The sequence below is a fragment of the Metallibacterium sp. genome, assembly GCF_054637675.1.
In genome coordinates this window covers 79,987-92,427 of sequence record NZ_JBTSRB010000002.1, presented here as the reverse complement: position 1 = coordinate 92,427, position 12,441 = coordinate 79,987, and the positions used below count along the sequence as shown (strand labels likewise).

12 protein-coding genes are annotated in these 12,441 nt (G+C 68.3%); 3 read left to right on the top strand and 9 right to left on the bottom strand.

Features of this window, described 5'->3' with window-relative positions; genetic code table 11:
* Positions 1 to 61: 61 nt before the first annotated feature.
* Positions 62 to 856 (bottom strand): diaminopimelate epimerase, encoded by a 795-nt coding sequence (dapF, locus tag ACYDAT_RS01155; protein WP_461448271.1) that lies wholly within the window; start codon positions 854 to 856, stop codon positions 62 to 64.
* Here dapF and ACYDAT_RS01150 point away from each other — a divergent pair.
* On the top strand, positions 770 to 997 hold the full coding sequence (locus tag ACYDAT_RS01150) for a hypothetical protein (protein WP_461448272.1): 228 nt from the start codon (positions 770 to 772) through the stop codon (positions 995 to 997). The genes dapF and ACYDAT_RS01150 overlap by 87 nt on opposite strands.
* Here ACYDAT_RS01150 and lptM read toward each other — a convergent pair.
* Positions 904 to 1,110 (bottom strand): LPS translocon maturation chaperone LptM, encoded by a 207-nt coding sequence (gene lptM / locus ACYDAT_RS01145; protein WP_461440311.1) that lies wholly within the window; start codon positions 1,108 to 1,110, stop codon positions 904 to 906. The genes ACYDAT_RS01150 and lptM overlap by 94 nt on opposite strands.
* Positions 1,111 to 1,254: 144 nt before the next feature.
* On the bottom strand, positions 1,255 to 2,055 hold the full coding sequence (locus ACYDAT_RS01140; RefSeq protein ID WP_461448239.1) for a sel1 repeat family protein: 801 nt from the start codon (positions 2,053 to 2,055) through the stop codon (positions 1,255 to 1,257).
* Between the two features lie 148 nt (positions 2,056 to 2,203).
* Here ACYDAT_RS01140 and glmU point away from each other — a divergent pair, with 148 nt between their 5' ends.
* Entirely contained in the window at positions 2,204 to 3,580 is a 1,377-nt protein-coding gene (glmU, locus tag ACYDAT_RS01135; RefSeq protein ID WP_461440312.1) for a bifunctional UDP-N-acetylglucosamine diphosphorylase/glucosamine-1-phosphate N-acetyltransferase GlmU, read from the top strand.
* A gap of 254 nt (positions 3,581 to 3,834) precedes the next feature.
* Here the strand turns inward: glmU and hrpB are convergent, their stop codons facing one another.
* A complete protein-coding gene (gene hrpB / locus ACYDAT_RS01130; RefSeq protein WP_461448270.1) occupies positions 3,835 to 6,348 on the bottom strand; it encodes an ATP-dependent helicase HrpB in 2,514 nt (837 codons plus the stop codon).
* Between the two features lie 85 nt (positions 6,349 to 6,433).
* Here hrpB and ACYDAT_RS01125 point away from each other — a divergent pair, with 85 nt between their 5' ends.
* Positions 6,434 to 7,240, top strand: a complete 807-nt coding sequence (locus tag ACYDAT_RS01125; protein ID WP_461448238.1) for a TatD family hydrolase — start codon at positions 6,434 to 6,436, stop codon at positions 7,238 to 7,240.
* 9 nt (positions 7,241 to 7,249) lie between these two features.
* On the opposite strand, the gene ACYDAT_RS01120 is transcribed toward ACYDAT_RS01125, so the two are convergent.
* From ACYDAT_RS01120 to ACYDAT_RS01100, 5 genes are all read right to left on the bottom strand, one after another.
* The gene (locus ACYDAT_RS01120) at positions 7,250 to 8,014 is read right to left on the bottom strand and encodes an SCO family protein (RefSeq protein ID WP_461448237.1); all 765 of its coding nucleotides are present in this window, start codon (positions 8,012 to 8,014) and stop codon (positions 7,250 to 7,252) included.
* 85 nt (positions 8,015 to 8,099) lie between these two features.
* On the bottom strand, positions 8,100 to 8,375 hold the full coding sequence (locus ACYDAT_RS01115; RefSeq protein ID WP_461439898.1) for a hypothetical protein: 276 nt from the start codon (positions 8,373 to 8,375) through the stop codon (positions 8,100 to 8,102).
* Between the two features lie 192 nt (positions 8,376 to 8,567).
* Positions 8,568 to 10,217, bottom strand: coding sequence for a chaperonin GroEL (gene groL / locus ACYDAT_RS01110; RefSeq protein WP_461439897.1), 1,650 nt, complete (start codon positions 10,215 to 10,217; stop codon positions 8,568 to 8,570).
* 58 nt (positions 10,218 to 10,275) lie between these two features.
* Complete coding sequence (gene groES, locus ACYDAT_RS01105; protein WP_297899370.1) at positions 10,276 to 10,566, bottom strand: co-chaperone GroES; 291 nt, start codon at positions 10,564 to 10,566, stop codon at positions 10,276 to 10,278.
* Positions 10,567 to 10,849: 283 nt separating this feature from the next.
* Entirely contained in the window at positions 10,850 to 12,364 is a 1,515-nt protein-coding gene (locus tag ACYDAT_RS01100; protein WP_461439896.1) for a S8 family serine peptidase, read from the bottom strand.
* Positions 12,365 to 12,441 lie beyond the last annotated feature (77 nt).

Sequence of the window (12,441 nt, the reverse complement as noted above, 5' to 3'; positions counted from 1 at the left end):
CGTTTGGGCCGCGGCAAGTGTGCGGCGCGCGCGCGGCGCGCGCAATCCGCGTCGATCCCGTTCAAGCACCGCGCGCGTCCAGCCACACCCCCGCGTAGACAAACGCGGCGGGGCCACGCATCCACAGGCGCGCGCCGGGACCATCCCAGCGGATGCCGAGTGTGCCGCCGGGCAGCGCCACTTCGACCTCGGCATCGACGCGTCCGGTCGCGCGCAGCACCGCCATCGCCGCGCAGGCGCCGCTGCCGCAAGCCTGCGTCCAGCCGGCACCGCGCTCATGCACGCGCAACGCCAGATGCGTGCGATCAAGCACGCGCACGAAGCCGGCATTGACGCCGTGCGCGAAGGCCGCATGCGCGGTCAACGCGGGGCCGAGCGATTCCAGCGCGGGCGCAGCCAGATCATCCACCGCGACCACCGCATGCGGATTACCCATCGACACCACGTCCAGTTCAATCACCCCGGCAGCAAGCTGCAGACGGTAAGGCGGCCCGACCGTGGTCGCGGCATAGCCCACCGCGGCGGGCGTGAAATCGGGTTCGCCCATGCTCACCTCGACATCGTGCGCGACGTGCACGCGCACTGTGGCCACGTCGCTGTCAGTCTGCAGTCGCGCCTCCGTGCCCAGCGCGATTTCACCCGCGCGCGCCAGCCATGCCGCGATGCAGCGCAAACCGTTGCCGCATTGCTCGGCGCGCGTGCCGTCGCGGTTCCACACGTGAAACGCCGCGATGCAATCCGGCGCCGTGGCCTGAAGCAGGGTGAGCAATTGATCGAAGCCGATGCCGCGCCGACGGTCGCCCATGCGCCGGATCAGGACGGGATCTGCGGCAAACGCCTGCGCACGCGCATCCACCACGGCAAAGTCATTGCCGAGACCGTGCATCTTGGTGAACGCCAGGCTCACCCGCGCGGCGACGCCGTGGCCGCGGTCGCGGGACTGCTCGGCAGGGCGCTGGTCGCAGCCGGTGCCGGCGCGGAAACGGGCACCGCGTGATGCGTGCGCGGCTCAGCGCCGGGGCGCACCAATGGACCCCTGTTGCCGCAAGCGCTCAACCCCAGCGCGGCCAGCAACACGAGTAACGCAAGCAGAAGAAGGCGTGAATTCATGCGCGCAGTATAGGAGCCGGGAGTGGTGATGTTGGAAGCGGGGAGTGAGGAGTGGGGTAGTGAATGAAACATCCGCGCCCACCGTGGTTTCTGACTTTCTACCCACTACCCGCTCCCAATCGGCTACCCGCTCCCGGCCCTTGATCACCGCTTCCCGACGCTGCTGGCATGCGCGGGGGCAGGCTGTTGCAGTTCGCCGACGGTGACGGTACCGCTGCCCCACTGCGCGTCGCGCTGCTGGAAATAATCCTTGGGGTTCCAGTACCAGCGATCGCGCAGATTGCCAAAGCCGCGCGGTGTCAACTGCGGGCCGGTCGGCAAGCTGTGGGCGTAATAGGTGAAGACACCCTGATCAAAGCCGAGGCGCGAGCCGGTCAGGTCGCTCATCATCGCCAGACGCAGCGCACTGAGCATGCGCGGCATGGCGACCTTGTCACCGTAGGTTTTTTCCAGTGTGGCCAACTCGACTTCGCCGGCCTTGCGCTGCGCAGGCGTCAATCGCGCGCCAATGCGCTTGCGCGTGGCGACAAACTCCGGGTAGCCGCGCGAAGCCGATAGCGAAAGCCACGCCCAGGCCGTGGACGGATTCTTGGCCACGCCATTGCCGTGGGCGTACATCAACCCCAGCGCCAACTCGGAAAACTTGTCCGCGTAATAGGCGCCGTACTTGAAGTATTTCAGCGCGCAGGCGTAATCATGATCAGCGAAACAGCGCATGCCGGTGAACCGCCCGAAAAAATCGGGATGGCCCACCGTCGAGGAATTGCCCATGGCGCGCAGGATGCGCTCGACTTTGGGATCATGCGCCGAGTCCTTGGCGATCGCATCGGATTTCGCCTGCGCAGGCGCGGCAACGCTTGCCGCGGGGACTGCGGCCCACGCAAGCAACGGACACAGCAGCGCTGGCAACAACAGCAGCCGTATGACTCGGGGCATGATGGTCATGGCATACCTCCTTGAATGAGTGCGCGGAGTGTCGCGCCGCTGCTACTGCGCCACCAGTGCCGAGCGGACGATTACGCTTGCATGACGCGGAGAACACAATCCGTTACCTTGCGCCATCCTTCGCACACGATGCAATGATGGAACCCACATGAGCACCATGCAGCCTCTGTACGTGATCGTGCTTGCCGCCGGCGAGGGCAAGCGCATGCGTTCGCAGCAGCCCAAGGTGCTGCTGCCGCTGGCTGGCCGGCCGCTGCTGGCGCACGTGCTGGAAACCGCGCGCGCGCTCGATCCGATGCGCATCGTGGTGGTCTACGGTCATCGCGGCGAACAACTGCGCGCGGCCCTCGCCGAGCGCCCCGAGTTGCTCTGGGTGCAGCAGGTCGAGCAGCGCGGCACCGGCCATGCCGTGCGTCTGGCGCTGGAGCAGGTGCCCGAGCACGCGCGCGTGCTGGTGCTGTACGGCGACGTGCCGCTGCTGCGCGCGGAAACGCTGCGCCCGCTGGTCGAGGCGCGCGCGGCGCTGGCGGTGCTGGCCGCCGAGGTACGCGATCCGCGCGGCTACGGCCGCGTGGTGCGCGATGGCCTGGGGCAGGTGCGCGCCATCGTCGAGGAGCGCGACGCCGATCCCGAGCAGCGCCAGTTGCGCGTGATCAACACCGGCATCCTTGCCGCCGACGCGCGCCGTCTGCGCGTGTGGGTGGCCAACCTCGATTGCAACAACACGCAGGGCGAGTACTACCTCACCGATGTGTTCGCGCAGGCCGCCGAGGAAGGCATGCCGGCGCTGTGCCTGCTGGCAGCGGACGCCGCCGAGGCCGAAGGCGCCAACGACGCGCGCCAGCTCGCCGCGCTGGAGCAGCGCCTGCGCGCGCGCGAAGCCGCGCGTCTGCTCGATGCCGGCGTGCGTCTGGTCGATCCGGCGCGCATCGACGTGCGCGGCAACGTCGATTGCGGCCTCGATGTCGAGATCGACATCGACGTGATCCTCGAAGGCCGCGTGGTGCTGGGCGATGGCGTGCGCATCGGGCCGTTCTGCCGGCTGCGCAACGTCGAGCTGGCCGCCGGCAGCGAGGTGCACGCGCATTGCGACCTGGATGGTGTGGTCGGCACCGGCGCCTGCAGCATCGGACCGTTCGCGCGCCTGCGCCCAGGCAGCGTGCTGGCCGAGGGCGCGGCCATCGGCAACTTCGTCGAAACCAAGAATGCGCGCCTCGCCGCGCACGCCAAGGCCGGGCACCTGAGCTATCTGGGCGATGCCGAGATCGGTGCCGGCGCCAACATCGGCGCCGGCACCATCACCTGCAACTTCGACGGCCTGGACAAGCACCGCACGGTGATCGGCGCGGATGCGTTCATCGGCTCCAACAGCGCGCTGGTGGCGCCAGTCGAAATCGGCGCTGGCGCCACCATCGGCGCCGGCTCGGTGATCACCCACGACGCCCCGGCGCACGCGCTCAGCGTGGCGCGCGCGCGTCAGGTCACGCTGCCGGACTGGAAGCGCCCGCACAAACCGCGGCGTTGAGGGTTGGTTTCTGGATCCCCGCCTGCGCGGGGATGACGAGCAGAATTCCCGTCCTCCCTTCGTCATTCCAGCCGCCTTTCGTCGTTCCCGCGAAGGCGGGAACCCAGTGCGTATACGACGCGGTTATAACTTCTGGATCCTCTCCTTCGCGGGGATGACGAGCAAAGCGGCTTCGGGTTGTTTGAACAACCGCAAGCCATGCCGGGCTTGCCTCTGACAAGTTCCGGATGGACTTGTTCGGAGATATCCGGGAATCACGCGCCGCGCGGCTTGGCGCGATGCGTGGGCGCCGCGCGCCACGGATCGTCCGGCCACGGGTGCCTGGGATAGCGGCCCTTGAGTTCCTTTTTCACCTCGGCATAGGTGCGATCCCAAAACCCGCGCAGATCGCGCGTGACCTGGATCGGCCGCCCGTTGGGCGCCAGCAAGCGCAGCGTGACCGGCACCGTGCCGCGCGCCACGCACGGGGTTTGCGCCAGACCGAACAATTCCTGCAGCTTGACCGCCAGCGCCGGCGCGGTGGGATCGGTGTAATCCAGCGCCAGTTCGCGTCCGCTGGGTACTTGCAAGCGCGCCGGCGCCTCGCGCTGCAACGCCTCGTACTGCGCATGATCGAGGCGATCGCGCAGCGCGCGATGCAGACCCTCGCCGCCCAGCGCGTCGAGGCTGCGCAGGTCGATCAGATGGGGCGCCAGCCAGTCCTCGGCGCTGTCCAGCAGCGCCTGCGCGCCGCAATCCGGCAAGTCCAGTTCGGGCAGCCAGCCGCGCAGCGCGGTGACGCGCTGGCACAGCGCGCGCGCGGCGTCGTTCCACGGCAGCGCGGCCAGCCCTTGCGCGCGCAGCGCGGCGAGCAGGGCCGCGCTGGCTTCGTCGGCGCGCACCGACACGCGCTGCGTGTCCAGCAGCAGCGCATCGAAGCGCTGAATCACATGCGCCTCGACCGCGCCACGCTGCGCGTTCCAGCGCAGCTCGCGCGTGCGTGCGAAACGCTCGGGCCAGTCGCGCGCCAGTAGCGCGTCATCGAACGGCGCCGCGCGCAGGATCAAACTGTCGCCGCTTTCCTGACGCAGCTCGCATACCAGCAGCCATGGTTCGCCGCGCAACGCGCTGGACTCTTGCAAGCGTGCGCCGCGGCCATTGCTGAGCTGGTAGCGCAGCACCGCTGCACTGCTCTGATGCGCGATGCGATCAGGAAACGCCGGCAGTAGCAGATCGCCGACGCTGTGCGCGGCCGGCACACCGCTGGCAGCGCTGCGCACGCCCAGGCGTTGGCGCCAGCCGCGGCTGGACTGCTCGATGGCCGCCAGCGCGCCGGCATCGGCACCGTGCGCCTGCGCCGCGCGCGCGCCGCCATCGCGCCAGGCATGCAGCGCGCTCAGCGTCATGCGCAAATCGTCGCTGCGTGCCGCCGCGCCGCGCAGTGGCGAGCGCGCTTCGATCAGCGCCAGCAGATCGGCCATCAGCGCCAGCAAGTTCGCTGGCGCGCGCAGCGCGGCCGCGGCCAGACGTGGCGTGGCGCCCAGTGCGCGCAGCGCGCGGCCGGTCGCGGTGATGTGGCCTGCGCCATCCAGCGCGCCGAGCGCGCGCAGCAAATCCTGCGCCTGCGCCAATGCGCCGGCGGGCGGTGCATCCAGCCACGGCACTTGCGCACTGCCCCAGACGGCCAGCTCCAGCACCACGCCGGACAATTCGGCCTGCATGATTTCCGGCGTGCGCGCGGGCTCCAGGCGCTGGCTTTGCGGCCACATACGCAGCGCCAGGCCGGGCGCCACGCGCCCGGCGCGGCCGGCACGCTGATCGGCGGAATCCTGCGCGATGCGCACCGTCTGCAGACGCGTGAATCCGGTGTTGGGATCGAAGCGCGGTTCACGCGCCAGGCCGCTGTCGACGACCGCGCGAATGCCCGGAAGCGTGACGCTGGACTCGGCCAGGTTGGTCGCCAGAATCACGCGCCGCGTACCCGCCGCGCCCGGCGCCAGCGCGGCATGCTGCTCGCCCAGACTCAGCTCGCCGTGCAGCGGCACGATTTCCGGCGCCCCGCGTTCGTCATCACTCCAGGCTTGCTGTAGCAACAGGCGCGCCTGCGCGATCTCGCGCCGTCCGGGCAAAAACACCAGCACGTCGCCGTCGGTTTCCTGCAGCGCCTGCTGCACCGCGCGGCGCAACTGTGCCTGCGGCGGCATGTGTGACGCCTGCGCGGGGTGCGCGATGCGTACCGGATACGCGCGCCCGGCGCTGCTCAGGCGCGGCGCATCCAGCCACGCGGCCAGGCGCACGCCGTCCAGCGTGGCCGACATCAGCAGCAGGCGCAGTTCGGGGCGCAATTGTCGATGCACCTCCAGCGCCAGCGCCGCACCGAGATCGCCGTGCAGATGGCGCTCGTGAAACTCGTCGAACAGGATCGCGCCCACGCCGGCGAGTTCCGGATCGTCCACCAGCATGCGCGTGAGAATGCCCTCGGTCAGCACCTCGATGCGCGTGGCCGCGCTGATGCGCTGCTCGAAGCGGACGCGGTAGCCCACGGTCTGACCCACCGTCTCGCCCAGTTGTTGCGCCATGAATTCGGCGGCGGCACGCGCGGCCAGACGGCGCGGCTCCAGCAACAGGATGCGCTGCCCCGCCAGCCACGGCGCCCGCAGCAGCGCCAGCGGCACCTGTGTGGTCTTGCCGGCGCCGGGTGGAGCCTCCAGCACCAACCGCGGCCGCGCGGCGAGCGTGCTGAGAATTTGCGGCAGCAACGCCGCGATCGGAAACTCGGGTGGCACCATGTGCGCATGGTAGCGGCGCGGCCTGCGCGCCTCGCTGCGATGACGCGCCGCTGCTGCCAGAATGCGGCGCTTAGCGGACGCCCCCATGGACCTGATCGACATCGGCGCCAACCTGACGCACGAATCCTTCCGCCACGACGTCGACGCCGTGCTGGCCCGCGCGCATGTCGCGGGCGTGGCGCAGATGCTGGTCACCGGGGCCTCGCGCGCGGGCAGCGAGCAGGCGCTGGCGCTGGCCCGCGCGCATCCCGGCGTGCTCTACGCGACCGCTGGCGTGCATCCGCATCACGCCATTGACTATGACGCCGACACCGAGGCCGCGCTGCGCATGCTGCTGCGCGATCCCGCCGTGCGCGCGCTGGGCGAGACCGGGCTGGACTACTACCGCAACTACGCCCCGCGCGCCGCGCAGTTGCGTGCCTTCGAGCAGCAGTTGGCGCTGGCCATGGAGCTGGGCAAACCGCTATTCCTGCACCAGCGCGAGGCGCACAGCGATTTCATCGCGCTGCTGAAGACCGCGCGCGACCGGGTGCCCGCGGCCGTGGTGCACTGCTTTACCGACATGCGCGCGGCGTTGCACGACTACCTCGATCTGGATTGCCACATCGGCATCACCGGCTGGCTGTGCGACGAGCGCCGCGGCACGCATCTGCGCGAGCTGGTGCGCGAGATTCCCGCCGCGCGTCTGCTGATCGAGACCGACGCGCCGTACCTGCTGCCGCGCAGCGTGCGTCCGCAGCCCAGCCACCGCCGCAACGAGCCGATGTATCTGGCACATATCGTGGCGGCGTTGGCGCGCGATCGCGGCGAGGACGTCGCGCGCATCGCGCGCCAAACCAGCGCCAATGCGCGCGCGGTGTTCGGCCTCGCGGCACCCGCCGCGCAGGACTGACCTGCACCCTCAGCGCTGCCGCAGCAGCCCACGGATCAAGTTCAGCAAATGCACATCACCGATGCTGTCGGCATCGGCGCTGAGCCAGCGCAGATGCCCATGCGCGCCGACCAGCACCAGCATGTCGTTGTGCGCCACGTCGTAGTCGGGCTTTGCCTTCGTCGTCAGCGCGTTGGCCACTCGCGGCTGCGGCACATAGTCGCCTGCGGCTTTCTGCATCGCGGCATCGGCCGCTTCCTGGGCAAAGGACACCTGTTGGTAATCAACGTGATAACCCTGCCGCACCACGCGTCGCGTCGCCGCCGGTGTGCTACTGAGAAACTGCCAGCGCAGATCGGCAGGATTCCATCCGTATTCGCGCATGAACGCGGCGGCCTGCGCCGGGCCGGTGTGCCACGGGTCGACGTTGAAAGCGACGATCTGCACGCGATGTTGCAGCTTGGCCAGGCGCAGATCGTTCTCCAGCCCGACCAGATGCAGCGCGATCAGCGGACAATCGCTGGTGCAGTAAGGGTCCAGAAACGTCACCACCTGCAGCTTGCCGACGAACTGCGCGGAATCCACCGGCTGCCCGAGCTGGTTGCGGAAATCGCGGAACGGCGGCGCGCGGCCGAGCATGGGCAGCGTATCGGCACGCGGCGCGTGCTCGCGGCCCAGCCAAAAACCGAAACCGAGCGCGATCAGGACGATGAGCGGCGTGGCCATGATCCACGCCACACGCGCGTGTCCGGCACGGCGCGCGGCATCGACGGATGCTTTGTCGAGGTCATTCATCGCCTGCGTATGGACCTTGCCGCTGCCTGCAAAGTTCCGGCGCTGTGCCTTTGCAAACAGGTTCCACGCAAACCCCACGCGTGTATCAATCAGCCAACACCGCGCGCGCCTGCGCCTGCAAAACCTGCCAATGCCGCGCACAGACATCGGCGCGCGGGGTGCTGCTGGCGATCTGGCGCAGCACGACCGCATAGCGTGCGATGCATGCTTGCGCCGCATCGCGCTCGGCGCGCATCGCGTCGAATGCGTCAGCATCGACCACGCGCAGCTTGCGATCGCGGCATACGCCGATGCAGGTCTGCGGCGCCTCGATGCGACCACAGCCCACGCATTGCCAAACTTCGATGACTTCCTCGCCCATGGGTACGCACTCAACGCAGGGTTGCCGTGCGCAGCCTAGGGCACACCGCAAGCGTGACGCATGATCTGGATCAAATGCGCTCACACCGCGCCCGAGCGCCAGCCACGGCGCTACGCGCCATGCCTGGCGCACAAATCAAAGAAGCCCCGCAGTGCGGGGCTTCGTGTGTTGCAAGTAACGGGCGCGGATGGATCAGAAATCCATGCCGCCCATGCCACCCATGCCACCCATGTCACCGCCGCCGGCCGGAGACTTGTCGTCCTTCTTCGGCGCCTCGGCCACCATGACCTCGGTGGTGATCATCAGGCCGGCGATCGAGGCTGCGTTCTGCAGCGCCGAGCGCGTGACCTTGGTCGGATCGAGGATGCCCATCTCGATCATGTCGCCGAATTTGCCGGTGGCGGCGTTGTAGCCGTAGTTGCCCTTGCCCTCGGCGACCTTGGCCAGCACCACGCTGGGCTCGTCGCCGGCGTTGGCGACGATCTCGCGCAGCGGCGCTTCCATGGCGCGACGCGCCAGGGCGATGCCGTGCTCCTGGTCCTCGTTGTCACCCTTCAGCGACTTGACCGCCGCGATGGCGCGGATCAGCGCCACGCCGCCGCCGGGCACCACGCCTTCCTCCACCGCAGCACGCGTGGCGTGCAGGGCGTCCTCGACGCGCGCCTTCTTTTCCTTCATCTCGACCTCGGTCGCGGCCCCGACCTTGATCACCGCCACGCCGCCGGCCAGCTTGGCCACGCGCTCCTGCAGCTTCTCGCGGTCGTAATCGGAGGAGGTGTCCTCGATCTGCGCCTTGACCTGCTTGATGCGCGCCTCGATTGCCTTGGTGTCGCCGGCGCCATCGATGATGGTGGTGTTTTCCTTGGCCACCTGCACCTTCTTGGCGCGGCCGAGATCCTTCAGCGTGACCTTCTCCAGTTGCAGGCCGACCTCTTCCGAGATCACCTGGCCGCCGGTGAGGATGGCCATGTCTTCCAGCATCGCCTTGCGGCGATCACCGAAGCCCGGCGCCTTCACCGCGCACACCTTGACGATGCCGCGGATGGTGTTGACCACGAGCGTGGCCAGCGCCTCGCCCTCGACTTCCTCGGCGACGATCAGCAGCGGCTTGCCGGACTTGGCCACGGCCTCGAGCACGGGCAGCAGCTCGCGCACGTTGGAGACCTTCTTGTCGTGCAGCAGGATGTACGGATCCTCCAGATCAGCCTGCATCGACTGCTGGTTGTTGATGAAGTACGGCGACAGGTAGCCGCGATCGAACTGCATGCCCTCGACCACGTCGAGCTCGTTCTCCAGACCCGAACCGTCCTCGATGGTGATCACGCCTTCTTTGCCGACCTTGTCCATCGCCTCGGCGATGAGCTTGCCGATGTTCTCGTCGCCGTTGGCCGAGATGGTGCCGACCTGGGCGATCGACTTGGAATCGGCGGAGGGCTTGGACAGCTTCTTCAGCTCGGCCACGGCCGCGATCACGGCCTTGTCGATGCCGCGCTTGAGGTCCATCGGGTTCATGCCCGCGGCGACCGACTTCATGCCCTCGCGGATCATGGCCTGGGCCAGCACGGTGGCGGTGGTGGTGCCATCACCGGCGATATCGGAGGTCTTGGAAGCGACTTCCTTGACCATCTGCGCGCCCATGTTCTCGAACTTGTCGGCCAGCTCGATCTCCTTGGCGACGGACACGCCGTCCTTGGTGATGGTCGGGGCGCCGTAGCTCTTTTCGAGCACGACGTTGCGACCCTTGGGGCCGAGCGTGGTCTTGACCGCGTTGGCGAGAATATTCACGCCGCGCAGCATGCGCGCGCGGGCGTCTTCACTGAAACGGACTTCTTTGGCTGCCATGAGTTGATTCCTCGAAAAGTGGGGTCATGCGGGATTGCGTGCGAATCGCGGCGGGAACTCAGCCTTCGATCACGGCCTGGATGTCTTCTTCCTTCATGACGAGCAGTTCTTCGCCATCGATCTTGACCTCGGTGCCGGACCACTTGCCGAACAGGATGGTGTCGCCAGCCTTCACGTCGAGCGCGCGCACCTTGCCTTCGTCGTTGACCTTGCCGGGGCCAGCGGCGATCACCTTGCCGCGGCTGGGCTTTTCGGCAGCACTGTCAGGGATGACGATGCCGCCCGCGGATACCCGCTCTTCTTCAAGACGCTTGACGATCACGCGGTCATGCAGCGGACGCAGTTTCATAGGAACTCCACGATGGTTGATAAAGGGGGTTGCTGCCTTGCTAGCACTCGACAGCAATGAGTGCCAAGTTTACTCGCACACGCTTCCCATCCCAAGCCTTGTGGCCGGACAGAGCGTGGCGGCAGCGCTGAGTTGGTGGCCATGCGCGGGCATTTCAAGGGCCGGCGCGGGCCGTAGCGCCCGCTCGAGCGGGGAAGCCGGTTCATGGCCAATGAATTGCCCGTGACCGGCTGGGTACCTGCGTGTGGCACGTCCCTGTGCCGAAAGATTGCACTCGCGCCGTTTACAGCGCGTAGGGCGGGGTCAGCGGGGTTGGCGCCGGCGACACGCGCGGCGCGTGGTAGAACACGTTGCTGGCATTGTCAGCATTGACGCGGCCATCGCCGAAGTACGGATCGCGACCACGCGGGCCGCGGTCGTCGCTGCCGGCTTGCAGCGTCTTGCGCACGAAATCGACCTGCGTCTTGCGGAAATTGGCCAGACCCTGCGGACTCAAATTGGCGCCGCTGCTGACGCGCCCGCGCTGGATGGCCAACGCCGCCACGGCCGAGGCCGCCGGGGTGGCCATGCTGGTGCCGGCAGCCCAGCTCCAGCCGCCAGGGATGGTGCTGATCACCAAATCAAACACATAGCAACTGCGCGTGATGCCAGCGATGCTGCAGGCTTGGGACGGGTTCACATAGGCATACCAGAACGTGCCGCCGGGGCCGGCGTTGGCGATGGGTGGACCGTAGTCGGTGTAGTCGGCCAGATAATCGAGCCACGCATAGGCCGGATTGCCGGTGGCCCAGCCGGCCGGGCCGCTGGCCGACACGGTGATCATCCCCGGCGCATTGGCCGGCACGCCCACGTCGCCACCGGCGCCGAGCTGCGCGGCGTCGTTGCCCGCCGCCACGATCACCGCGGCACCGCGCGCCCTGGCGTAATCGGCGGCACGCCCGAAGGCCAGCAAGTAGGCCTGCGTGTTCGGATCGGAGGTGCTCATCGGGTAGGCACCCAGCGACATGTTGATCACGTCCGCGCCCTCATCGGCGGCGTACACAACACCGCCCAGCACCCACGAGAACGCGCCGCTGCCGGTGTATTCGGACAACACCTTGACCGGAATCAGCGTGGCTCCCGGCGCGATGCCGACGCTGCCGAAACTGCTGGGCAGCGCCGCGACGATGCCGGCCACATGCGTGCCGTGGTTGAAGTAGAAGCCAGGTCGCACGCATACGCCCTCGCCGGGTACCAGCGATGCGGCGGCGGAGAAGTCGATGTTTGGCGCCAGCCAGGCGTTGCCGCAATCGATGCCGGAATCGAGGATCGCCACGCGCACTCCGGCACCGCTGTAACCCCGATTCCACGCGTCGGGCGCTTGCACATCGCGCAGTGCCCACTGCATCTGATACAGCGCATTGCCGGCCAGCAGGCCTTGATCCACCGCGCCGCTCAGCGCGCGTGGCGCGCCGCCAGCCAGGGCGCGCTGCATTTGCGCGGCGGCCTCGGCGGCATCGCCCGCCAGCGGCACCTGGCGCGGTTCGCCCAGGGTGAAACTGCGATCCGGCGCCACGTATTGCACGCCGGGCAGCGCGCGCAGCCGCGCCAGGTAAGCCGCGTCATCCGACTGCACCGCGAACGTGAGCAGACCGGGCAGGGCGCGCTGCAGCGTGCCACCAGGCGCGGCTTCGATCTGCTTTTGCAGGGTTTGCGCATTGCTGCCCGTGCGCCCGAGTACCAGATACGAAGCCGCGTCGGCGCTCGTTGCGCCGACCAGCGCCAGCGCAACGCCGGCGCACCATTGTTTGCTGCTCATCGGTGTTCCCCTTTGCATGAAAAAAGCAGCCCCTGCGCTGGCGACGCTAGCAGCGCGCCCGCATCACCACGCCGCAA

Excerpts from the sequence above, each read along its gene's own strand:
- lptM (WP_461440311.1), bottom strand. The coding sequence starts at position 1,110 with ATGAATTCACGCCTTCTTCTGCTTGCGTTACTCGTGTTGCTGGCCGCG.
- ACYDAT_RS01140 (WP_461448239.1), bottom strand. The coding sequence starts at position 2,055 with ATGACCATCATGCCCCGAGTCATACGGCTGCTGTTGTTGCCAGCGCTG.
- glmU (WP_461440312.1), top strand. The coding sequence starts at position 2,204 with ATGAGCACCATGCAGCCTCTGTACGTGATCGTGCTTGCCGCCGGCGAG.
- hrpB (WP_461448270.1), bottom strand. The coding sequence starts at position 6,348 with ATGGTGCCACCCGAGTTTCCGATCGCGGCGTTGCTGCCGCAAATTCTC.
- ACYDAT_RS01125 (WP_461448238.1), top strand. The coding sequence starts at position 6,434 with ATGGACCTGATCGACATCGGCGCCAACCTGACGCACGAATCCTTCCGC.
- ACYDAT_RS01120 (WP_461448237.1), bottom strand. The coding sequence starts at position 8,014 with ATGAATGACCTCGACAAAGCATCCGTCGATGCCGCGCGCCGTGCCGGA.
- ACYDAT_RS01115 (WP_461439898.1), bottom strand. The coding sequence starts at position 8,375 with ATGGGCGAGGAAGTCATCGAAGTTTGGCAATGCGTGGGCTGTGGTCGC.
- groL (WP_461439897.1), bottom strand. The coding sequence starts at position 10,217 with ATGGCAGCCAAAGAAGTCCGTTTCAGTGAAGACGCCCGCGCGCGCATG.
- groES (WP_297899370.1), bottom strand. The coding sequence starts at position 10,566 with ATGAAACTGCGTCCGCTGCATGACCGCGTGATCGTCAAGCGTCTTGAA.
- ACYDAT_RS01100 (WP_461439896.1), bottom strand. The coding sequence starts at position 12,364 with ATGAGCAGCAAACAATGGTGCGCCGGCGTTGCGCTGGCGCTGGTCGGC.